The organism is Streptomyces sp. NPDC002793 (assembly GCF_040295485.1).
GTDB lineage: Bacteria > Actinomycetota > Actinomycetes > Streptomycetales > Streptomycetaceae > Streptomyces.
Genome location: NZ_JBEOVL010000015.1, coordinates 144,603 through 165,344, shown reverse-complemented (window position 1 = coordinate 165,344; position 20,742 = coordinate 144,603). Strand labels below are relative to the sequence as shown.

The 20,742-nt window shown below is 72.2% G+C and carries 20 protein-coding genes; 10 read left to right on the top strand and 10 right to left on the bottom strand.

What is annotated here, in order from left to right; translation table 11 throughout:
• Positions 1 to 39 precede the first annotated feature (39 nt).
• On the bottom strand, positions 40 to 1,458 hold the full coding sequence (locus ABT001_RS17595) for a HEAT repeat domain-containing protein (RefSeq protein ID WP_351277944.1): 1,419 nt from the start codon (positions 1,456 to 1,458) through the stop codon (positions 40 to 42).
• Between the two features lie 234 nt (positions 1,459 to 1,692).
• On the bottom strand, positions 1,693 to 2,085 hold the full coding sequence (locus tag ABT001_RS17590) for an ankyrin repeat domain-containing protein (protein ID WP_351277942.1): 393 nt from the start codon (positions 2,083 to 2,085) through the stop codon (positions 1,693 to 1,695).
• Positions 2,086 to 2,407: 322 nt separating this feature from the next.
• Here ABT001_RS17590 and ABT001_RS17585 point away from each other — a divergent pair, with 322 nt between their 5' ends.
• Together ABT001_RS17585 and ABT001_RS17580 are read left to right on the top strand one after the other, a co-directional pair.
• Complete coding sequence (locus ABT001_RS17585) at positions 2,408 to 2,602, top strand: hypothetical protein (protein ID WP_014044751.1); 195 nt, start codon at positions 2,408 to 2,410, stop codon at positions 2,600 to 2,602.
• A gap of 36 nt (positions 2,603 to 2,638) precedes the next feature.
• On the top strand, positions 2,639 to 4,240 hold the full coding sequence (locus tag ABT001_RS17580) for a hypothetical protein (protein ID WP_351277940.1): 1,602 nt from the start codon (positions 2,639 to 2,641) through the stop codon (positions 4,238 to 4,240).
• Positions 4,241 to 4,254: 14 nt separating this feature from the next.
• On the opposite strand, the gene ABT001_RS17575 is transcribed toward ABT001_RS17580, so the two are convergent.
• The gene (locus ABT001_RS17575) at positions 4,255 to 5,754 is read right to left on the bottom strand and encodes an SCO1417 family PLP biosynthesis transcription factor (RefSeq protein ID WP_351277937.1); all 1,500 of its coding nucleotides are present in this window, start codon (positions 5,752 to 5,754) and stop codon (positions 4,255 to 4,257) included.
• 104 nt (positions 5,755 to 5,858) lie between these two features.
• Here ABT001_RS17575 and yczE point away from each other — a divergent pair, with 104 nt between their 5' ends.
• The 4 genes from yczE to ABT001_RS17555 all read left to right on the top strand — a co-directional run bounded on the left by yczE (position 5,859) and on the right by ABT001_RS17555 (position 9,347).
• Positions 5,859 to 6,527, top strand: a complete 669-nt coding sequence (yczE, locus tag ABT001_RS17570; RefSeq protein WP_351277935.1) for a membrane protein YczE — start codon at positions 5,859 to 5,861, stop codon at positions 6,525 to 6,527.
• Positions 6,524 to 7,297: a glycerophosphodiester phosphodiesterase family protein gene (locus tag ABT001_RS17565; protein ID WP_351277933.1), complete on the top strand. Its 774-nt coding sequence runs from the start codon at positions 6,524 to 6,526 to the stop codon at positions 7,295 to 7,297. Before yczE ends, ABT001_RS17565 begins: the two co-directional genes overlap by 4 nt.
• A 46-nt stretch (positions 7,298 to 7,343) precedes the next feature.
• Positions 7,344 to 8,708, top strand: a complete 1,365-nt coding sequence (locus tag ABT001_RS17560; protein ID WP_351277930.1) for an MFS transporter — start codon at positions 7,344 to 7,346, stop codon at positions 8,706 to 8,708.
• A 264-nt stretch (positions 8,709 to 8,972) separates the two neighbouring features.
• On the top strand, positions 8,973 to 9,347 hold the full coding sequence (locus ABT001_RS17555; protein ID WP_078598328.1) for an RNA polymerase-binding protein RbpA: 375 nt from the start codon (positions 8,973 to 8,975) through the stop codon (positions 9,345 to 9,347).
• Between the two features lie 119 nt (positions 9,348 to 9,466).
• On the opposite strand, the gene fxsA is transcribed toward ABT001_RS17555, so the two are convergent.
• The 4 genes from fxsA to ABT001_RS17535 all read right to left on the bottom strand — a co-directional run bounded on the left by fxsA (position 9,467) and on the right by ABT001_RS17535 (position 13,588).
• Entirely contained in the window at positions 9,467 to 10,069 is a 603-nt protein-coding gene (gene fxsA, locus ABT001_RS17550) for an FxsA family membrane protein (RefSeq protein ID WP_351277927.1), read from the bottom strand.
• Positions 10,070 to 10,137: 68 nt separating this feature from the next.
• Positions 10,138 to 10,905 (bottom strand): polyprenol monophosphomannose synthase, encoded by a 768-nt coding sequence (locus ABT001_RS17545; protein ID WP_351277924.1) that lies wholly within the window; start codon positions 10,903 to 10,905, stop codon positions 10,138 to 10,140.
• Between the two features lie 534 nt (positions 10,906 to 11,439).
• Positions 11,440 to 13,080: an amidohydrolase gene (locus tag ABT001_RS17540; RefSeq protein WP_351277922.1), complete on the bottom strand. Its 1,641-nt coding sequence runs from the start codon at positions 13,078 to 13,080 to the stop codon at positions 11,440 to 11,442.
• A gap of 67 nt (positions 13,081 to 13,147) precedes the next feature.
• Entirely contained in the window at positions 13,148 to 13,588 is a 441-nt protein-coding gene (locus tag ABT001_RS17535) for an Lrp/AsnC family transcriptional regulator (RefSeq protein WP_351277919.1), read from the bottom strand.
• 202 nt (positions 13,589 to 13,790) lie between these two features.
• Here ABT001_RS17535 and ABT001_RS17530 point away from each other — a divergent pair, with 202 nt between their 5' ends.
• A complete protein-coding gene (locus tag ABT001_RS17530; RefSeq protein WP_351277917.1) occupies positions 13,791 to 14,210 on the top strand; it encodes a hypothetical protein in 420 nt (139 codons plus the stop codon).
• 151 nt (positions 14,211 to 14,361) lie between these two features.
• Here the strand turns inward: ABT001_RS17530 and ABT001_RS17525 are convergent, their stop codons facing one another.
• A complete protein-coding gene (locus ABT001_RS17525) occupies positions 14,362 to 15,534 on the bottom strand; it encodes an acyl-CoA dehydrogenase family protein (protein ID WP_351277915.1) in 1,173 nt (390 codons plus the stop codon).
• A gap of 357 nt (positions 15,535 to 15,891) precedes the next feature.
• Between ABT001_RS17525 and ABT001_RS17520 the strand changes: the two genes are divergently transcribed.
• On the top strand, positions 15,892 to 17,166 hold the full coding sequence (locus tag ABT001_RS17520; RefSeq protein ID WP_351277913.1) for a glycoside hydrolase family 18 protein: 1,275 nt from the start codon (positions 15,892 to 15,894) through the stop codon (positions 17,164 to 17,166).
• Positions 17,167 to 17,256: 90 nt separating this feature from the next.
• Here the strand turns inward: ABT001_RS17520 and ABT001_RS17515 are convergent, their stop codons facing one another.
• Entirely contained in the window at positions 17,257 to 17,403 is a 147-nt protein-coding gene (locus ABT001_RS17515) for an SCO1431 family membrane protein (RefSeq protein ID WP_351277911.1), read from the bottom strand.
• 258 nt (positions 17,404 to 17,661) lie between these two features.
• On the bottom strand, positions 17,662 to 18,588 hold the full coding sequence (locus tag ABT001_RS17510; RefSeq protein WP_351277908.1) for a LysR family transcriptional regulator: 927 nt from the start codon (positions 18,586 to 18,588) through the stop codon (positions 17,662 to 17,664).
• 189 nt (positions 18,589 to 18,777) lie between these two features.
• Here ABT001_RS17510 and ABT001_RS17505 point away from each other — a divergent pair, with 189 nt between their 5' ends.
• Positions 18,778 to 19,776 (top strand): fumarylacetoacetate hydrolase family protein, encoded by a 999-nt coding sequence (locus ABT001_RS17505; RefSeq protein ID WP_351277906.1) that lies wholly within the window; start codon positions 18,778 to 18,780, stop codon positions 19,774 to 19,776.
• Positions 19,773 to 20,735 carry a cyclase family protein gene (locus ABT001_RS17500; protein ID WP_351277903.1) on the top strand — a complete coding sequence of 321 codons (963 nt, stop codon included), beginning with the start codon at positions 19,773 to 19,775 and terminating at the stop codon, positions 20,733 to 20,735. Before ABT001_RS17505 ends, ABT001_RS17500 begins: the two co-directional genes overlap by 4 nt.
• The last annotated feature ends 7 nt before the right edge of the window (positions 20,736 to 20,742 follow it).

Below are 20,742 nucleotides of genomic sequence, written 5' to 3'. Positions count from 1 at the left end.
CGCGCGGCATCCGGCTCCGTGCAGCGGCGTGGATCCGGCTCAGACGGCGGGCGCGTCCGGCCCGATGCGACTGCGTACGGCGGTCTGGACCTCGGCCTCCTCGGCCGGGTCGGCGGCGAGCCTCCTCAGCCGTTCGGCGACCCGTATGTCGCCGGTCTCCGCGTGGTGCGCGGCCAGCTCCCGGGTGGTCTCCTCGCAGTCCCAGAGGCATTCGACGGCGAACCCGCTGGGGAAGGACGGGTCGGTGGCGGCCAGCGCACGGGCGGCGCGTCCGCGCAGGTGCGAGGAGGACGTCTCGCGGTACACGTGGCGCAGCACGGGTGCGGCGCAGGCGATGCCCAGGCGCCCCGTGCCGTCGACGAGGGTCCACAGGCGGGGGGCGTCGGGCCCTTCGCCCCTGACCGCCTCGCGCAGCGCGGCGAGGACGAGCGGTGCGTCCTGTGCGCCGCCTCGGCAGGCCAGGACTCCGGCTGCGGAGGCTCCGAGCGCGTCGGGCCGGGGGGCCCAGCACCGGGCCCGGTCGACCGCCGCGTCTCCGCACATGCGCTCGAAGGCGGCCACGGCCGCCTCGGCGACGGTGCGGGACGGTCCGGCCACGGCCGCCTCGACGAGGTCGAGCACGGCGGGGTCCTGGGCCTCTGCCAGGTAGTGCAGGGCGGCGCAGCGTGCGCCCTCGGTACCGCTGCGGGCGGCCTCGACGATCAGGGGCCGGTCCTCGGCGCCGGCGACGGCGGAGAGGCAGCGGGCCGCTGGGACGTGGAGCGCGCTACCGCGTTCCAGTCCTTCCTGGGCCCAGTCGAAGACGGCCTGGACGCTCCAGCCCGGGCGTGGTCCGCCGGGCCTCATCTGCCGCTGCCACCTGTCGAAGGAGCCCTGCTCCGCGGCCGCCCTGACCCGGGCGCCGACCGCTGCACGCGGGTCGTCGGCCCAGAGCCGCCAGGGGCGGGGCTCGAAGGCGTCCCGCACGGTGGCGGCCAGCTCGGCCGCGCCCTCCGCGGTGGCGGGGAAACGGGCGAGCACCGGCTCGGCGAGTGAGCGCAGCCCGGCGTCGTCGTCGCGCACGGCCAGCTCGTCGAGCGCCCAGGCCCAGTTGGCCCCCGTGGCGGCGTACCGGCGCAGCAGCACGAGGGCGTCGTCGCGGCCGTAGGAGGCCAGGTGCCCGAGCACGGCGAGTGCGAGACCCGTACGTGATTCGTCGGTGTCGAGGTGGTCCTCGGGGTCCCAGAGGTGCCGCTCGATCTCCTCGGTACCACCGTCGAGGTCGAGGTAGAGGCGGGCGTAGTAGAGGGAGCGGTTCTCGACCTGCCAGTCGTGCCGCGGATCGCTCAGGACGCAGTGACCGAGGGCCGCGAGGGCCTCGGAGCGCGGGGCTGCGAGCGCGTGGAGCGTGCCGTCGCCTCGGCCCCTCTGCAGCAGGCCGAGCAGGGTGCCGCTCGGCGCTATGAACGGATCGAACATGGGGAAAGCCTCACATCAAGCTGTCGACGCGACCGGGACTGTGCTGTTCCATCTGCCGGGGTGGCATCCACGCCCTAGGCGGCACAGCAACATGATCGGCCGACCGCCGTCTTCTGCCTGGTGCTCATCTTCCTCTGCCTCTCGTCGGTGGCCCGAAACGGACCCGCGACGTCATGATGACCCAGCCATTTCGCCGACGCGACCACATTTACGACGCACCGGCCGGCCGGTGTCTCAGCGCGCACCGAAGAGTTCCAGCAGGTCGTCCTTGCCGAACATGCGCGCGGTGTCCAGGGCGGAGGGTGCTCCGGCGGCCGGGTCGGCGCCTGCGGCGAGCAGCGCGTCGATCACGTCACGCTCACCCTTGAAGACGGCTCCGGCCAACGGTGTCTGCCCCCGGTCGTTGGCCCGGTCCGGGTCGGCGCCACGCGCCGCGAGGGCGACGACGGCGGGCGCGTGCCCGTGGTAGGCGGCGAGCATGAGCAGGGAGTCGCCCCGGTCGTTGGTGAGGTTCGCGGGGACACCCGCGTCGACGTAGGCGGCGAGCGTGTCGCTCTCGCCGCGGCGGGCCAGGTCGAAGACCTTGGTCGCCAGCTCGACCACCTCGGGATCGGGGGTTTCGCTCATCGGACGGACCGCCTTCCATGGCCGTTTCGGCCGTTACCGGCCTGGTGGGGGTACGGCGGGGGCCGTACGAGTGAATCGACAGGGTACTGCTCCGGTCAGCCGTCAGCCTGCCCCGGAGCGGCGGAAGATCACGGTGACGGGCGGCACTTTCCGGCGGGGACAGGGCCCGTGCGGCTCCCGGAACTTCCGGGCAAGCATTTTTCGCCCACCGGTCGGGTGAAATGGATCACTGTTCACCCACTTGCACCTTTTATCGTATAGATACATCTTGTGATCCTGGAAGTACTCATGGTGACTGTCCCCTCAACCAGGAGAACCGCTCATGATCCTCTCCATCTCGGGCGTGGTACTGCTCGGCATCATCGTCTTCCTCTTCTTCAAGAAGGACGGGCTCAAGGCCTCGCACGCCCTCATCTGCGCCCTGTTCGGCTTCTACCTGGCCGGCACGGCCATCGCCCCGAGCATCACCGCCGGCGGGGCGAGCCTCGCCAGCATGCTGGGCGGGATCAAGTTCTGACGCCCCCGACCGCACCCACCACCTCAGGAGACCGACGTGGCCCGGCGACCACTCCCCCGCATTCTGAGCAGCGGCAGCACCTCGATCACCCGCAGCCGTGAGATCGCGCGCACGGCCGCCGACAACGCCACCGACGTCCTCCAGCCGCTGATCACGGTCACCCGCGGTCTGCGGCTGCTGGCGGGAGCAGGGCGGCAGAAGTGGGCCGCGACGCCCAAGGACCGGCGCGGACACGTGCTGTTCCTGGCCGCGGCCTGTGTCCTGGTGGTGGCGCTCATCCCCTACGGGCCTCTTCTGGCCCTGATCTCGGTGATGGGCGCCGCCGCGTGGCGGGGGCGCGACCGCACCCCCGCGAGTACCGGCCCCGGCGAGGCGGGGGCCGCACGGCTCCAGGCGCTCTACGAGGCGCTGGTGCCGCACTTCTCCGTGGCCGACGACCCCGGTCCGCTGTTCTCCCACGGCGGCGACTGGGAGAAGGCCTTCGGTACGTCGTACGAGTTCGACGGCAACGGGCGCCTCACCCGGCTCCAGGTGAACTATCCGGCGTACTTCACCGACGGCGATCCCGCGTCCCGCGCCCGGATCGAACAGGTGCTCCACGCGAAGTCGGGCCGTGGCCGCGAATACCACTTCGCCTGGGACGAGGAGAACAACCACCTCCTCATGACGGTGCTCGCCGCGCTCCCCACCACCCTCGCCGCCCAGCGCTTCGTCACCGCACCCGGCGAGACCGTGCTGGGTTTCACCGACGCCGACGCGGTCCGGCGCACCGTTCCGGTCCAGGACGGTGAGGTGACGCGGGACGCCTCCCCGGTGATCTGGCGCACCGGCGCCCGTTCGACGGAACCCCATCTGCTGATCGCCGGGCACCCAGGAAGCGGCACCACGACCCTGATGCGCTCGCTCGCCCTGCAGGCCCTCCAGCACGGCGACATCCTCGTCGTGGAGGGCGGCGGCACCGGCGAGTACGGCTTCCTGACCGGCCGGGACGGCGTACTGGCCGTGGAGTGCGGTCTGGCCGGGGCTCTCGCGACACTCGAATGGGCCGCGCACGAGACCGAGCGGCGGCTCATCGCCGCCAACCGGTCCCGCCAGGCCGGGCACCCCGAGCCCGAGGACATCAAACGCCCCCTCTGGATCCTGCTGGACCGCCCGAGCGCCCTGGGCCACCTGGCCGCCGCCGACGGCAGGCAGGATCCTCAGGAACTGCTCCAGGTGCCGTTGCGGCACGGCCGCGCGGCCGGGGTGACGGTGGTCGTCGCGGAAGCGTTCGACAGCCTGGACTCCCTCACCGAGACCGTGCGGACCCACACCAGGGCGCGCGCCGTCCTCGGCCCGGCGGACCGTGAACAGGTCGAGGCGGTCCTGGGCGCCCGGCCGCACACCACGCCCACCCCCGACGTCCCGCCGGGGCGCGGCTACACCCGGCTGGGCAGCGGGCCGGTCCTGCGGCTCCAGGTACCCGCCACCCCGGACCCGAACGACGAGGCCACGAACGAGGCGCACCGCCGGGCTGTGCTCGGCCTGCTGCCGGGCGGGGCGCCGACGACGGAACAGGCAGCACCCGAACCCGCCGCCGAGCCCGTGTCCGTCCACGCGGACCGGCTGATCGGGACGCCGGCCGCCGCCGAGGGGTGAACAGCCCCGGCGCCTCAGGCCACGAAGGTCCGGGGCGCCTCGGCTCCCGTGCTCGCCCCGGAACCGACCAGCTCGGCGGCCGCGGCGAGCCGGAGCGCCGCCTCGTCCGCCAGCGGGCCGCCGACGGTGAAGGGCAGCCGCACATAGCCCTCGAAGGCCCCGTCGACCCCGAAGCGCGGCCCCGACGGGACGCGGACGCCGACCCGCTCGCCCGCCACGGCCAGCCGGGACCCGGAGAGTCCGCCGGTGCGCACCCACAGGGTGAGTCCGCCGGCCGGCACCTCGAACTCCCACTCCGGGAGCTCCCGGCGCAGCGCCCGCACCAGGTCGTCCCTGTTCTGCCGCGCCTGCTCACGCCGGACCTCCACCGCCTGCTCCCAGCCGCCCGTCCGCAGCAGCCAGTTGATGGCGAGCTGTTCCAGCACCGGGGTCCCCATGTCGGCGTACGCACGTGCCGCGACCAGGCTGCGGATGACGTCCGGGGCGGCCCGCACCCAGCCGATGCGCATGCCCGCCCAGAAGGCCTTGCTCGCGGAGCCGACGGTCAGGACGGTGCTGCCGGCCGGGTCGAACGCGCAGACCCTGCGGGGCATCGCCACGTCCGCGTCCAGGCGCAGTTCGTGCATCGTCTCGTCGACCACCAGGACCGTGCCCGCCGAACGGGCCGCCTCGACCAGGGCACGGCGCTGCTGCTCGTCCGCCAGGGCACCGGTGGGGTTGTGGAAGTCGGCGACGACATAGGCCAGTCTGGGCGCCGCGTCCCTCAGGACCTGCCGCCAGCGGCTCATGTCCCAGCCGCCGAGGCCCTCCTCCATCGCCACGGGCACCAGCCTGGCGCCGGCCTCGCGCATGAGCTGGAGGATGTTGGCGTAGCTCGGGGACTCCACGGCGATGCGCTCACCGCGGCCGGCGAAGAGATGACAGATGGCGTCGATGGCGCCCATCGCCCCCGTCGTGACCATGATCTGCTCGGGCATCGTGGGGATGCCGTGCCCGGTGTAACGGTCCGCGATCATCTGCCGTAGCGCGGGAAGTCCGGCCGGGTAGTCGCCGTGCGTGTGCGCGTACGGCGGCAGCTCCTCCAGCGCGCCCTGGACGGCCCGGGTCAGCCACGGTTCCGGGGCGGGGAGCGAGGCGCACCCCAGGTCGATCATGGAGCCGAGCGATTCCGGGGGCAGCGGTTCGAGGCCCCGGGCGGGCAGCGGGTTGCCCGCCGGCACGGCGGTCCAGCTGCCCGCACCGCGGCGAGACTCCAGGAACCCCTCGGCGCGCAGCGCCTCGTAGGCGGCCGCGACGGTGGTCCGGCTGAGGGACAGCGCCAGGGCGAGCTCCCGTTCGGCGGGGAGCCGCGCGGCGACCGGGACCCGGCCTTCCAGGACGAGCAGACGCACCCCGTCGGCGAGGGCGCGGTAGGCGGGCGGCTTGCGGACGCCCGGCGCCGGGGGACGCGCCTGCTGGCCCTGGAGCTGACGGGCGAGCTGCGCCGCACCGACGGTCGAAGTCCACTGCGCCATACGAATCAGTCCACCTTCCTCGGATTGGCCATAGTTGGCAGCCAATCCCCTGCCACAGAGTGTCACGGAGCAGTCCACTCGCACCACCACACCGGAGGCACCACGTGTCCGAAACCACCGCCAGGAGCGGCGCCCGGCTCCCCCGGAGGCTCATCCACCTGTACGTGGGTCTGGCCCTGTACGGCGCGAGTTCGGCGCTGCTGGTCCGCGCCGGACTCGGCCTGGAACCATGGGGAGTGCTGCACCAGGGGCTCGCGGAGCGCACCGGCATTTCCATCGGGGTCGTCTCGATCGTCGTCGGGGCGGTCGTCCTCCTCCTGTGGATACCGATCAGGCAGCGCCCGGGCCTCGGAACCGTCTCCAACGTGTTCGCCGTCGGCATCGCCATGGACGGCACTCTCGCCCTCGTCCCCGAGGTGCACGGCCTCGGGGCGCAGATACCCGCGATGGTGGCGGGCATCGTGCTCAACGGTGCCGCCACCGGCCTGTACATCTCCGCGCGCTTCGGCCCGGGGCCGCGTGACGGTCTGATGACGGGACTCAACCGGCTCACGGGCCGCTCCATCAGGCTGGTGCGTACGGCGATCGAGGTGGCCGTGGTCGTGACCGGCTTCCTGCTCGGCGGTTCACTCGGCGTGGGCACGGTCCTGTACGCCCTGGCCATCGGTCCGCTCGCCCAGCTCTTCCTGCGCCTCTTCGACCTTCCCGCGCCGGACGGGCGCACCGCCGCCGTTGCCGGCCGGACACCGCGAGAGGCGATACTTCCGCGGTGACCGCAGCGACTTCGGGGCGCCACCCCTATCTGGACCACCCTTCGACGATTGCCTTCGCCCACCGAGGCGGGGCGGCGGACGGCTTGGAGAACACCGCGGCCGCGTTCCGGCGCGCGGCCGGAGCCGGCTACCGCTATTTCGAGACCGATGTGCACGCCACCGCGGACGGCCGCCTGGTGGCCTTCCACGACCCGACCCTGGACCGGGTGACGGACTCCCGGGGACGGATAGCCCGGCTTCCCTGGAGCGAGGTGCGCCGGGCGAGGGTGGCCGGCAGTGAGCCGCTGCCCCTCTTCGAGGAGCTGCTGGCGGAGTTCCCCGACGCCCGCTGGAACGTGGACATCAAGGCGGAGCCCGCCCTCGCACCGCTCATCGATCTGATCCGCAGGACCGACGCGTGGGACCGGGTGTGCGTGGGTTCCTTCTCGGAGGCGCGCGTGGCCAGGGCGCACCGTCTCGCGGGCCCTCGCCTGGCCACCTCCTACGGGGTGCGCGGCGTGCTCGGCCTGCGGCTGCGCTCGTACGGCATCCCGGCGGCCCTCCGGGCGGGCGCCGTCTGCGCGCAGGTCCCGGAGAGCCAGAACGGCGTCCGCGTCGTCGACCGGAACTTCGTCCGCACGGCGCACGCCCGCGGCCTGCAGGTGCACGTCTGGACGGTCAACGAACCGGAACGGATGGCGGCGCTCCTGGACCTCGGGGTGGATGGCATCATGACCGATCACATCGAGACGCTGCGTACGGTGCTGAGCGAGCGGGGGGCCTGGGCCTGACGCCGGGACCCGCCGCGTCCGCAGGGGACGAACGAGGGGGCGCGGTGTGAGCACCGGTACCGCAGGAACGGTGGAGCCGGCCGGACAGCCGGCCGAGGCCGCCGCACGCAGGCGAGAGCAACGCGGCTGGTACTTCTACGACTTCGCCTGCTCCGTCTATTCCACCAGCGTCGTGACGGTCTTCCTCGGCCCCTATCTGACGTCGATAGCCAAGGCGGCCGCCGACGCGGAGGGGTACGTGCATCCGCTGGGCATACCCGTGCGTGCGGGCTCACTCTTCGCGTACACCGTGTCGGTGTCCATCGTCGTGGCCGTGATCGTGATGCCGGTCGTGGGTGCCGCGGCGGACCGCACGGGCCGCAAGAAGCCCCTGCTGGCGGCGGCCGCGTACACGGGCGCGACGGCGACGGCCTGCATGTTCTTCCTGGAGGGCCACCGCTATCTGCTGGGGGCCTTCCTGCTCATCGTGGCGAACGCCTCGATCTCCGTGTCGATGGCCCTGTACAACGCGTACCTGCCGCAGATCGCCACCCCGGAGGAACGCGACGCCGTCTCCTCCCGCGGCTGGGCCTTCGGGTACACCTCGGGCGCCTTCGTCCTCGTCCTGAACCTGATCCTCTACACGGGCCACGAGTCCTTCGGTCTGGCCGAGTCCGACGCGGTCCGCGTCTGCATCGCGTCGGCCGGCGTGTGGTGGGGCGCCTTCGCCCTCGTACCGCTGCGGCGGCTGCGTGACCGCCGGGTGGCGCCCGGCGGCGACGGCGCGGTCGGCTCGGGCTGGCGGCAGCTGCGGGCGACCCTGCGCGACATGCGCCGTCACCCGCTCACCCTGTCCTTCCTGCTCGCCTATCTGGTCTACAACGACGGCATCCAGACGGTGATCTCCCAGGCCTCCCTGTACGGCTCCGAGGAACTCGGCCTCGACCAGACGACCCTGATCACCGCGGTGCTGCTGGTACAGGTCCTCGCCGTGGCGGGTGCGCTGGGGATGGCGCGACTCGCCCGGCGGTACGGAGCCAAGCGCACGATCCTCGTCTCCCTGGCCGTCTGGACGCTGATCCTCGCCGCGGCGTACGCGCTGCCCGCCGACGCTCCGGTGTTCTTCTACGTCCTGGCGGCGGCGATCGGCCTGGTGATGGGCGGCAGCCAGGCCCTCTCGCGGTCGCTGTTCTCACATCTGGTGCCGCGCGGGAAGGAGGCGGAGTACTTCTCCGCCTACGAGATGAGCGACCGCGGACTGAGCTGGCTGGGGCCCCTGGTCTTCGGCCTCGGCTATCAGCTCACCGGCAGTTACCGTGACGCGATCCTGTCCCTGGTGCTCTTCTTCGCGCTCGGCGCCGTGCTCCTGGCGAGGGTTCCCGTGCGGGCCGCGGTGGCCGCCGCGGGCAATCCCGTGCCGGACCGGATTTAGACGTTGAAGTGAAAGGCCGGTAGTGTACGCCTTTGGTGTGCTCGGCGGACCGTTACTGCGAGCGGAAGAAGCCGAACCCTCGGGTGACAGCTTCGACCAAAGGTGACAAACCGGGCACCGGTGGGTAGTGGACCCAGACAAAGCAGCGGCACGACGGGCGACGCATGACCGGCAACGGGAATCTTTGCCGCCGACCGGACGTTGACCGGATGACGACGACAGCGACACCTGTCCTGTGGGCGACAAGCCCGGGAGGCACGATTCATGAGTGAGCGAGCTCTCCGCGGTACGCGACTCGTGGTTACCAGCTACGAGACGGACCGCGGCATCGATCTGGCCCCGCGCCAGGCGGTGGAGTACGCATGCCCGAACGGACATCGATTTGAGATGCCGTTCTCGGTAGAGGCGGAAATTCCGGCGGAGTGGGAGTGCAAGGCGTGCGGCGCCACGGCACTTCTGGTGGACGGGGACGGCCCCGAAGAGAAGAAGGGCAAGCCTGCGCGTACGCACTGGGACATGCTCATGGAGCGACGGACCCGCGAGGAGCTCGAGGAAGTGCTGGCCGAGAGGCTGGCGGTCCTGCGCTCCGGCGCCATGAACATTGCCGTGCACCCGCGGGACAGCAGGAAGTCTGCCTGACCGCGTATCACCGCACCGCACAAGAGCCGCGGGCCGCGACACAGAACATGTGTCGCGGCCCGCGGCTCTTGTCACCTCTTCACGGGCTGCGGCTCCTTCGCCGTCGCCGCCCGCCCGGCTCAGGAAATCAGCGGCGGGCGGTCCGCGCCCCGGCCGTCGTCGGGGCGCCGTCGCCCGGGCGTGCCGTCCTCACGGATGACCTCGCCCTGGACCACCTTGCCGTCCGGACGGTGGATACGAGCCTGCTGGAAGACGTCCTGGAGGCCCCCCGGCGAAGCCGCCCGCATCCGGCGCTCCAGGGAGCGTTCCACGGCGCGTCCGAGAGCGGAGCGGACCGGGGGCAGCAGGAGCAGGAGCCCCGCCGCGTCGGAGATCACTCCGGGGATCATCAGGAGCAGGCCGCCCAGCATCAGGAAGCCGTTGCCCTTGCTCCCGGCCGGAGGCGCGACAGGACCCCCCGCGGGGGCGCCGGGCTGCCCCGGCATCTGCTGAAGGGTCTCGGTGAGGTTGCGGAAGGCCCGCCGGCCCGCCCGCTTGATCACCGTCGCGCCGAGCACGGCACCGGCGACCAGGATCAGCAGCACGGTGAAGCCGTTCGCCGCACCGGCCACCACGGTGAGCAGCCAGATCTCCAGCACCAGCCAGGCGGCGACGCCCAGCGGCAGGAGGGTGCGGGCGCGCGAGCGCCGGGGACGGGTCGGAGGCGGAGTGCCGGTCGTCATGCCCCCAGTGTGCCTGTACGGGCGTGCGAACGGCGTAAGGGGGTGATCACCAGGCCGCCGCCGGGCGGTCAGGGGGCCTTGCGGCCCAGTACCTTGTTGGCCCGGCCGGTGATGCCCCAGCCGGTGACGCGCCACAGAGCCTCGACGAGGATGTCGCGGCTCATCTTGGAGTCACCGATCTCCCGCTCCATGAAGGTGATCGGCACCTCGACGACATGACAGCCCGCCTCGACGGCCCGCCGGGCGAGGTCGACCTGGAAGCAGTAGCCCTGCGAGGCGACCTCGTCGAGGCCGAGGTGATCGAGCGTCTCGGTACGGAAGGCCCGGTAACCGCCGGTGACGTCCCGCACCGCGAGGCCCAGCAGCATCCGGGAGTAGAGGCTGCCGCCGCGCGAGATCATCTCGCGGTGCCTGGGCCAGTTGACCACCCGGCCGCCGGGGACCCAGCGCGAGCCGAGGACCAGGTCGGCACCCTTCAGGGCGGTGAGGAGCCGGGGCAGCTCCTCCGGCTGGTGCGAGCCGTCCGCGTCCATCTCGACCAGGACGCCGTAGCCGTGTTCGGAGCCCCAGCGGAAACCCGCGAGATAGGCGGCGCCGAGCCCTTCCTTGCCCTCGCGGTGCAGGACGTGCACCTGGCTGTCACCGGCCGCCAGCTCGTCGGCGACCTTGCCGGTGCCGTCGGGGCTGTTGTCGTCGGCGACGAGGACGTCCGCTTCCGGAACGGCGGCGCGCACCCGGGCGACGATCAGCTTGACGTTCTCGGCCTCGTTGTAGGTCGGAATGATCACCAAGACCCTGCCGAGCGGGCCGAACTGCCTCTGACCGCCGTCGTTCACTACTGCCCCTTAAAGTCCGTACGCAGGTGCACACCATATCCAGCACGGCACGGCCGGGCGCCGACGCGGTCGCGGGGTGGCGTGTGGCGCCTGGACAGAAGCGTGGAACTGCGGACAGAAGGACGGCGGTGCGGATCGGGGCCCGGCGTCCTTCGGGCCGACCTGGGACCCGCTGGCTGCGGGTCGACCGAGAGCCGTTGTCTACTGAACCTCCGGGCCCCACCCGGGTCGCACCTGCCGTCCGGACCGAACTCTCCCTCGCCCCCGAGGCGCGGGCGCTGAACCTGGCTGTCAGTGGTGGTGCGCCGGTGCGGCACACCACCCCATGACCCAGCGGCGTTCGACGACTGCGTGGAGGTTCGACCGGTCGGACGTCCAGTGGTGGACCCGGCCGAACCTACCGGCCCGTGGGCGCTTTCTGTCAACAGTCGCCCGACCTGCTGTTTCTCCGGAAAACGCCTGGTCAGCGCCGAGGACTCGCAGGTGGCGGGAGAGACTCCCCGTCTTCGATCGGCGGTACGCGATGTCCCCACGTCACTCGTTCGGCCTCACGTAGACGGTCTCCCCGAAGACCACCGTGCGCAGACAGACCGGAAGCTCCGCCCCGGGGGTGAGATCGGGCAGCCCCGGGGTGCCGGAACGGGGGTCGGTGGACCATCGCGCCACCCGGTCGTCAGGGGCCTGGACCAGCAGGTCACCGGTCCGCCAGACGGCGTAGTCGGCCGGGGCCCCCGGGACGAGCACACCTCCGTCGTCCCGCCCGACGGCCCGCCAGCCACCCCGTGTGTGGGCGGTGAAACCGGCGCGTACGGAGACCCGGTGCCCGGGTGTGCGGTGATGGGCGGCGGCGCGCACCGTCCCCCAGGGGTCGAGCGGGGTGACCGGGCTGTCGGAGCCGAAGGCGAGGGGCACCCCGGCACGGAGGAGCGCCGCGTACGGGTTGAGGGTCGCGGCGCGCTCGGCGCCCAGGCGCTGGGCGTACATGCCGTCGGCACCGCCCCAGGCCGCGTCGAAGGCCGGCTGCACGGAGGCGGTGAGGCCCAGTTCGGCGAAGGCCGCGACGGTTTCCGGGGTGAGCATCTCCGCATGCTCGACACGGTGCCTGGCGGCCCGGATCCGGGCGAGCCCGAGGGTCTCGGAAGCGGCCCGGACCCCTGCCACCACGGCGGAGACCGCCGCGTCGCCGATGGCGTGGAACCCGGCCTGGAGCCCCGCCTCGGTGCACGCCGTCACGTGCGCGGCGATCTGCGCGGCGTCGAGCCGGCCCGCGCCGGTGTGCGGGGCGTCGGCGTAGGGCTCGTGCAGAAGGGCGGTGTGCGAGCCGAGGGAACCGTCCACGAAGAGGTCACCGGCCGCGCCGAGGGCCCCGAGCTCACGGATCCTGCGGGCCCCCTCCGCGTCCTCGACGCGCTCCGCCCAGTAGCCGAAGACCCTGGGTCCGGGCTGCTCGGAGGCCAGTTCCAGGAGCCCGGTGAAGTCCTCCTCGTCCGAGATCTCGGGACCCGCGCACTCGTGCACGGTGCCGATTCCCAGCGAGGCGGCGTGCGCCAGGGCGGCGCGCTGGGCCCGCGCCCGCTGCCGCGGCGTGACGGCGCCGTGGGCGGCCGCCCGCACCGCGTGATGGGCGTCGCCCGTGAGGGGGGCGTCGGGGTGGTAACCGGGCAGCCCGGTGACGCCGGGGACGAGGTCCAGGAGCGCCGTGGTCACCACCGCGGAGTGGACGTCCACACGGGGGAGGTAGACGGCCCTGCCGCCTGCCGCGTCGTCGAGCTCGGCGCGCGACGGGGGCCGCCGCTCGGGCCAGCGGGCCGCATCCCATCCGTGGCCGAGGATCACCCCTGCCTCGGGCTGACCGTTTGCGAACGCACGTACGAGACCGAGGGCCTCGGCAAGCGTGCGCGCCCCCGACAGGTCCAGCCCCGTGAGTGCGAGTCCGGTCGACGTCGTGTGGACGTGGGAGTCGGTGAAGGCCGGGGTGACCAGGGACCCTTCGAGGTCGATCACCTCGTCGACACCGCTCGCGAAGGCGTCGGCGGCTCCCTCGGAGCCCACCCAGGCGACATGGCCGCGTTCGACGACCATCGCGGTGGCGAACGGATCGGCGGGGCTGTGGACGTCTCCACCGCGCAACAGCACGGTGCGGTGTTCGCTCTGGGGGGCGGCGCTCTCGGTCATGGGACCAGTCTCGCGCCTGGCGGAACCGGTTGCTCCCCCGCCCCCTCCGCGAAGGGGGCGGGGGGCCTCAGATACGCGGCGGACGCGCCTCGTAGGGCGTGGAGAGGACGACCGTCGTGCGGGTGGAGACACCGGCCAGCGTACGGATCCGGGTGAGCAGGTGTTCCAGCTCCAGGGGGCTGGAGACCCGCACCTTGAGGATGTAGTTCTCGTCACCAGCGACGCTGTGGCACGCCTCCAACTCCGGCACGTCGGCGAGCCGTTCGGCGATGTCGTCGGGTGCGCTCGGGTCGAAGGGTTTCACCGAGATGAACGCGGTGAGGGGCAGGCCGACGGCCTCGGGGTCGACGACCGCGGCGTAGCCCTTGATCACCCCGCGCTGCTCCAGCCGGCGGACGCGCTGATGAACGGCCGAGGTGGACAGGCCCGTGGCCTTGCCCAGGTCGGTGTAGCTCATCCGCCCGTCCTTGACGAGCAACTCCACAATCTGACGGTCCAGCTCCTCCATGCGGATCAACCTATGGCCCCGGGCCCTCCAGGCACAGCCGTGGGACCCTCGGAAGGGCACGTTCGAGGGGCATGTGACGAATGCCACAGGTTTACGGGTGGGTAGCCGCAGGACCGGCGGTTACGGCCGACCTCCCGCGGGAAGTGCTTGCTGTGGCCGAGGCCGAGGCGCCTGGCCGGTCCACCCGAGGGGGGAATGACCCATGCAGAGCCTGAAGCTGACCGGACGTACCGAACGGGAACACGACGACGACGACGCCTACGCGGCGTCCGACGAGGACGCCGTTCCCGACGCGTACGACACGTTCGAGATGTACCGGGTGATCTGCCCGGACTGCGCACAGCCGATCGCCCTGCTGGCGGACGAGGACGTGCTTCCCGAACACGCGCTGTGCCCCACGCCGTGGAACCCGTTCGTCCTCACCGTCTGCCCCGGGACGAATCGCGACGCCTCCCGGGCCCGCCCGGCCGACGAGACGCTCGAGGCGCAGGAGCAGGAGACCGCACTGCTGCTGACGCTCCCTCAGGGACTCGACTGGCGGATGCAGCCCTTCTCCCACGCCGGCGGTCCGGGCTCGCGTCCCCTGCGGTACGTGCCTCAGGCGCGGCGTCACGCGGCCTGAGCCCTCCCGCGCCCCGGTAGGGCTCCCTGCGCGCACCACGACGGCCGGGCCGGCGTGGTGCGGACAGTGCACCGGACGGCCGGTGGCCGGGCCGCCCCGGAGTGGAACCGGATCATGACGACACCCGGCCGGTCGGACCGGCCCGTGCGGGTCAGCGGGTCTCGGGACCCGCGAGGTGGCGGGCGATGACCATGCGCTGGATCTGGTTGGTGCCCTCGACGATCTGAAGCACCTTGGCCTCGCGCATCAGCCGCTCGACCGGGAAGTCGAGCGTGTAGCCGTAGCCCCCGAGCACCTGGACCGCGTCGGTGGTCACCTGCATCGCCGCGTCGGTGCAGAACAGCTTGGCCATGGCCGCCTGCCGCGAGAACGGCAGGCCGGTGTCGCGGAGCCGGGCGGCTTCCAGGTAGAGGGCACGCCCGGCCTCGATCCGGGTCGCCATGTCGGCGAGCATGAAGCGCAGCCCCTGGAAGTCCGCGATCGGCCGGCCGAACTGGTGCCGGTCGGTGGCGTATCCGATCGCCTGGTCGAGTGCCGCCTGGGCGACACCGATGGCACAGGCGGCGATCCCCAGCCGCCCCGAGTCGAGTGCGGACAGGGCGATGGCGAAGCCCTGCCCCTCGTCACCGATGCGGCGGTCGCCCGGGATCCGTACGCCCTCGAAGTGCAGTTGGGCGGTGGGTGATCCCTTCATGCCCATCTTCCGCTCGGGCGGTGCCGCGCCGAGGCCTTCGGCGTCTCCGGGGACGAGGAAGGCGGTGATGCCACGGGGGCCGTCCTCCCCGGTCCGGGCCAGCACCGTGTAGAAGTCGGCGATGCCGCCGTGCGTGATCCATGCCTTGGTTCCGGTGAGGACCCAGTCCTCACCGTCCCGTACGGCCTTCGTGCGGAGCGAGGCGGCGTCGGAGCCCGAGGACGGCTCGGAGAGGCAGTAGGCGCCGAGCAGGCCGCCCGAGAGCATCGCGGGGAGATGGGCGGCCCGTTGCTCGTCGGTTCCGTATCCGGCGAGGGCGTGGCAGGCCAGCGAGTGGACGCTGACACCGAGGCCGACGGTGAGCCGGGCGGCCGCCAGCTCTTCGAGGACCTGCAGATAGACCTGGTACGGCTGGTCGCCGCCCCCGTACGCGGAGTCGTACGGCAGGCCGAGCAGCCCGGATTCGGACAGCAGGGTGAAGACCGGGCGCGGGAAGAAGCCCGCCTCCTCCTCCTCGGCCGCCCGGGGAGCGATCTCCTTCGACACGATGTCGCGTACGAGCTCGACGAGCTGCCGGGACTCCTCGGTGGGCAGACGGCGTTCCACCGGCTGCGGGGCACGGTCGGACATGACGGCGCTCTCCTCCCTGTCGGGCGTGACGGCGGTCGCGCGCGCGGGGTGTGCGCGGCGCCGCCGGGTGGTCCCGGGCGATGCCCGGAAATCTACGGCTCCTCCGCCGATCCTGCCTGCCCGGATCACGGGAGGCGCCGGTCAGCGGCTGTGGCGCGTTGAGTATGCCCGATCGGAGCGCGCGCGTCACCGGTCGACAGGGGCCGGGATCAGGGAAATTGGTCCGCACCATTGACCCCACTGGTCTAGTCCTCCTACGGTCTCCCCCGATGCCTCATCGCGTCCATGCCAATCCCCGGATGGACGGGCCGGGGCATCTTCCCCCCGCACTCAAGCCCTCCCCCACGAGGAGCCACAATGACCGGACTTCACCGTCCTCGCGCCCGTCTCCGGGCGCTCGCCGCCACCCTCTGCACCGCCGCGCTCGGAGCCGCCCTCCTCGGCGTCGCCGGTACGTCGTCGGCGGGCGCGGCCCCCACCGCCTCCGAGGCCCCCGCGCCCACCCCGGACGGAGCCGCCCCCACTGCGGCCGGTGGCAAGGTGGTCGGATACTTCACCAACTGGGGTGTCTACCAGCGCGATTACCACGTCAAGAACATCGAGACCTCGGGCTCGGCGGACAAGCTGACCCACATCAACTACGCCTTCGGCAACGTCCAGGGCGGCAAGTGCACCATCGGGGACAGCTACGCCGACTACGAGAAGGCCTACACGGCCGACCAGTCGGTGGACGGTGTCGCGGACACCTGGGACCAGGAACTCCGCGGCAACTTCAACCAGTTGCGCAAACTGAAGAAGCTGCACCCCGATCTGAAGGTCATCTGGTCCTTCGGCGGCTGGAGCTGGTCCGGTGGCTTCGCCGAGGCCGCCCGGAACCCCGCAGCCTTCGCCGAGTCCTGCTACGACCTGGTGGAGGACCCGCGCTGGGCCGATGTCTTCGACGGCATCGACATCGACTGGGAGTACCCGAACGCCTGCGGCCTGACCTGCGACACCAGTGGCCGCGACGCCTACGGCGGCCTCCTGTCGGCACTGCGCTCGACGTTCGGCACCGACAATCTGATCACCTCGGCGATCACCGCGGACGGGTCCGACGGTGGCAAGATCGACGCGGTGGACTACGCGGGGGCGGCGCAGTACCTCGACTGGTACAACCCGATGACGTACGACTTCTTCGGCGCGTTCGCGGCGCAGGGGCCGACAGCTCCGCACTCACCGCTGACCTCCTACCCGGGCATCCCGACGGAGGGCTTCGACAGCGACGCGGCGATCTCCAAGCTCAAGGGACTGGGCATCCCGGCGGAGAAGCTGCTGCTGGGCATCGGCTTCTACGGCCGCGGCTGGACCGGCGTCACACAGCCCGAGCCGGGCGGCACGGCGACCGGCGCGGCCCCGGGTACGTACGAGGCGGGCATCGAGGACTACAAGGTCCTCAAGGACAGCTGCCCCGTGACGGGCACCGTGGCGGGCACGGCGTACGCCCACTGCGGCACCGACTGGTGGAGCTACGACACCCCGGCCACGATCGCCACCAAGATGGAGTACAAGGACCAGCAGGGCCTGGGCGGCACCTTCTTCTGGGAGCTCAGCGGCGACACCACGGACGGTGAGCTCATCAGGGCCATCAACTAGCCCCGGCGGGGTACACGCACGGCAGGGCGGGTCAGGGGTGGGGTGCCGGGCGGGCGCCTCACCCCACCCGTCAGGAACGGCGGCCCCAGGTCACATGAGCCCTGCCTGGGTGACGAACATGGCGAGGACGACGACGAGCGTCCAGCCCAGGACGTGTTCCAGGATCTTCGGCCCGTCCTCGGGGCCGCCCGTGCGGGCGCGGGAGCGGGTCCGGTTCTCGACTGCGGTCGCGGTCATGGCATCTCACTCTGTCGTTCGGCAGCGGACGTCCCCCCGTGACCCGACCACAGTGCCAGCGGATGCGGCCGGTGCGGTAGAGACCCGGGTCACAGCGGTCGGCGGGCCCCGGGCGGGCGGGCCGCGACCTCCCCCGCTGCCGCACGGGCCGGCAGCCCGTGACCGCCCGGCGGACGGCGCCGGCTGTGGTGGACGCCACATCCCGCGACTGCCGGAGCGGGCGGGTGTCCCGTTCCACCGGTGCGCGGGATCAGGGCTTCAAGGCCCGGGCACCTCGGGGGCCCCTCCCAGCCGCCGCCCGACCCGGGCGGCGGTCTCCCGGAGCCATATGTGGGCGGCGTCGTGCGTGTGCACGGGATGCCACCACAGCGCTTCCCGCAACGGCACCGCTTCGTACGGGGGTTCCACGGTCCGCACCGCGGCGAGCGGCGAGAGGAGCTGGGCGAGCCGGGCCTGGATCATCGCGATACGGCGCGTGCCCGCCACCATGAGCGGGAGCAGCTGGAAACTGTCCACGGAGACCTCCACGCGCGGCTCGATGCCGAGCATGCCCAACTGCCGCACGGCGGGGGCGTCGTAGGTGCGCTGGTAGGTGACCCAGGGAAGCCGGGCGAGGTCCTGGCGGGTGAGCCGGTCGTCGACGCCCGGGTGGTCGTCCGCGACGATGAAGACCCAGCGGTCGTCGTAGAGGTCGGTGACGGGGAGGCCGCTGATGACGCCGTGCGGCATGAGCAGGCCGTCGGTGGCGCTCAGCAGGGCGGCGGTGTCGTCGACCACCGTGGCGGGGGTCTGGGTGAAGCGGAGCCGGATGCCGGGCGCCTCCTCGTGCACGACGTGGGCCAGTTCGGTGCCGAACAGGGCGACGGCGTAGTCGGACGCGACCAGCCTGAACTCGCGGCTCTCCCTGGCCGGGTCGAAGTCGGCCTGGCTGGCGAAGAGCCGCTCCAGCACGGCGTACGCCGTCGCCGTGCGGTCGAGGAGGACCTGGCCGAGCGCGGTGAGCTCGTAGTGTCCACCGACGCGCGCGAGCAGATCGTCGTCGAAGTGCCGTCGCAGCCGGGCCAGGGCGGCGCTCATGGCGGGCTGGCTGAGCCCGACGCGCCGGCCGGCCCGGGTGACGTTGCGTTCCTCCAGGAGAGCGCGCAGGGCGACGACCAGGTTGAGGTCGAGGCTGGCCAGATTCACGGGACTCCTCCTGCGGTGGGACGCCTGCCGGACTGCGGTGGAGCGCCTCCCGGACTGCGTGGGACGCCTGCCGGACCGCGTGGGACGCCGTCCGGATGAATAGACGCGACGGATACCGATTATCCACAGAATCGATTTCCCTGATTGCGGGTGGCGGGTCCAGATTGGTCACACCGCAATCAGGAGGACATGTTCGTGAAACCTGCATCCGCTTCCGCGCTCTTCGCCGGCCCCTTCGCCCTCGGCACCCTGTCGGCCCCGGACGGGCCCGCCTTCCCGGCCCTCGTCACGTCCGGAGGCCTGGTGACCGATCTGCGCGTCGCCTTCGGCGAGGAGCAGTTGACGGTCCGGGACCTGCTGGACCGCTGGGAGACGACGCTGCCGCGGCTGCGAGCCCTGTCCGACGGGAGCGGCTCCGACGGCAGCCCGCTGGCCGGCTTCCGGGTGCACGCGCCCGTCGAGCCGCGGCAGGTCTTCCAGTCGGGGGCCAACTACCGGCAGCACGTCATCGACCTGCACGTCGCGCACCGGGCGCCGGGCGACGACCGCCCCGAGGAGGAGCGGCGGGCGGAGGCGGCGGAGATCATGGACCGCCGGGCGGCCGACGACCTGCCGTACGTGTTCATCGGCCTGCCGAGCGCGGTCACCGGTCCGTACGACGACGTCGTGCTCCCCTCCTGGGCCGAGAAGCCGGACTGGGAGCTGGAGCTGGCCGCGGTGATCGGCAGGCCCGCCCACCAGGTCTCCGTCGAGGACGCCCTGTCGTACGTCGCCGGCTACACCATCGCCAACGACCTGACGGACCGGGCGACCGTGTTCCGCCGGGACATGCCGCAGATCGGCACCGACTGGCTGCGCAGCAAGAACGCCCCGGGGTTCACCCCGCTCGGTCCCTGGATCGTGCCGACCGAGTCGGTCGGGGACACCCACGACCTGCGCCTCACACTGAAGCTCAACGGCGAGACCATGCAGGACGAGTCCACCGAGGACATGATCTTCGACGTGGCGCGGATGATCTCCTACGCGTCGCAGTCCGCCCACCTCCTCCCCGGTGACCTGGTGCTCACCGGGTCACCCGCCGGGAACGGCATGCACTGGGGCCGTCTCCTGCGCGACGGGGACGTCATGGACAGCACCGTCACCGGGCTCGGAACACAGCGCACCCGCTGTGTCACGGAGGCCTCATGAGCATGGACCGTACCGACCCCGAGGGCGCGATAGCCGAGGCGGCGAAGAAGTACTCCAACTGGGGGCGCTGGGGCCGGGACGACGTCCTCGGCACCCTCAACTTCCTCGACGAGGCCAAGCGCCGGGAGGGCGCCGCGCTCGTCCGGCGGGGCGTCAGCTTCTCGCTGTCCCAGCGCTTCGACATCGACGGCCCGCAGGACGGCTGGCGTCGGCGCACCAATCCGGTGCACACCATGCTGGACACCGGAACCGACGCCGCCCTGGGGAACCAGGGTCTGCCGCACGGCATCGGCGGCGCCGACGACGTGATCGCCATGCCGCTGCAGTGCTCGACGCAGTGGGACGGGCTCGGGCACATCTTCGACCACGGCAAGGCGTGGAACGGCCGCCCCGCCGAGCAGGTCGTCACCTCCGACGGCGACCTGGTCACCGGCATCGAGCACATGGCGCCGCACGTAGCGGGGCGGGGCGTACTCCTCGACGTGGGGCGGACGTTCGGCGACGCGGGCGAGCTGCCGGACGGGTTCGCGATCGCCGAGGAGCACCTGACGGCGACCGCCACCGCCCACGGCGTGACCGTGGGGCGCGGTGACCTCCTGGTGGTGCGCACCGGCCGGCTCACCCGGGCGCGCCGCGACGGCTGGGGCGAGTACGCGGGCGGGCCCGCGCCCGGCCTCTCCTTCACCACCGCGGGCTGGCTCCATGGCTCCGAGATCGCCGCGATCGCCACGGACACCTGGGGGTTCGAGGTCCGTCCCAACGAGTTCGAGCACGCCTTCCAGCCGCTGCACCAGGTCGCCATCCCCAACATGGGCCTGCTGATCGGCGAGATGTGGGACCCGGACGCGCTCGCCGAGGACTGCGCCGCTGACGGGGTGTACGACTTCATGCTGGTCGCCGCGCCCCTCCCCATCACCGGCGCGGTCGGATCGCCCGTCAACCCGATAGCCGTCAAGTAACCAGCGG

What these genes read in the sequence shown, in the direction of transcription:
- ABT001_RS17585 (WP_014044751.1), top strand. Translation starts at nt 2,408, where the DNA reads ATGATCCTCTCCATCTCGGGCGTGGTACTGCTCGGCATCATCGTCTTC.
- ABT001_RS17530 (WP_351277917.1), top strand. Translation starts at nt 13,791, where the DNA reads ATGCAGAGCCTGAAGCTGACCGGACGTACCGAACGGGAACACGACGAC.
- fxsA (WP_351277927.1), bottom strand. Translation starts at nt 10,069, where the DNA reads ATGACGACCGGCACTCCGCCTCCGACCCGTCCCCGGCGCTCGCGCGCC.
- ABT001_RS17575 (WP_351277937.1), bottom strand. Translation starts at nt 5,754, where the DNA reads ATGGCGCAGTGGACTTCGACCGTCGGTGCGGCGCAGCTCGCCCGTCAG.
- ABT001_RS17505 (WP_351277906.1), top strand. Translation starts at nt 18,778, where the DNA reads ATGTTCGTGAAACCTGCATCCGCTTCCGCGCTCTTCGCCGGCCCCTTC.
- ABT001_RS17520 (WP_351277913.1), top strand. Translation starts at nt 15,892, where the DNA reads ATGACCGGACTTCACCGTCCTCGCGCCCGTCTCCGGGCGCTCGCCGCC.
- ABT001_RS17540 (WP_351277922.1), bottom strand. Translation starts at nt 13,080, where the DNA reads ATGACCGAGAGCGCCGCCCCCCAGAGCGAACACCGCACCGTGCTGTTG.
- ABT001_RS17515 (WP_351277911.1), bottom strand. Translation starts at nt 17,403, where the DNA reads ATGACCGCGACCGCAGTCGAGAACCGGACCCGCTCCCGCGCCCGCACG.
- ABT001_RS17590 (WP_351277942.1), bottom strand. Translation starts at nt 2,085, where the DNA reads ATGAGCGAAACCCCCGATCCCGAGGTGGTCGAGCTGGCGACCAAGGTC.
- ABT001_RS17525 (WP_351277915.1), bottom strand. Translation starts at nt 15,534, where the DNA reads ATGTCCGACCGTGCCCCGCAGCCGGTGGAACGCCGTCTGCCCACCGAG.
- ABT001_RS17555 (WP_078598328.1), top strand. Translation starts at nt 8,973, where the DNA reads ATGAGTGAGCGAGCTCTCCGCGGTACGCGACTCGTGGTTACCAGCTAC.
- ABT001_RS17500 (WP_351277903.1), top strand. Translation starts at nt 19,773, where the DNA reads ATGAGCATGGACCGTACCGACCCCGAGGGCGCGATAGCCGAGGCGGCG.
- ABT001_RS17535 (WP_351277919.1), bottom strand. Translation starts at nt 13,588, where the DNA reads ATGGAGGAGCTGGACCGTCAGATTGTGGAGTTGCTCGTCAAGGACGGG.
- ABT001_RS17595 (WP_351277944.1), bottom strand. Translation starts at nt 1,458, where the DNA reads ATGTTCGATCCGTTCATAGCGCCGAGCGGCACCCTGCTCGGCCTGCTG.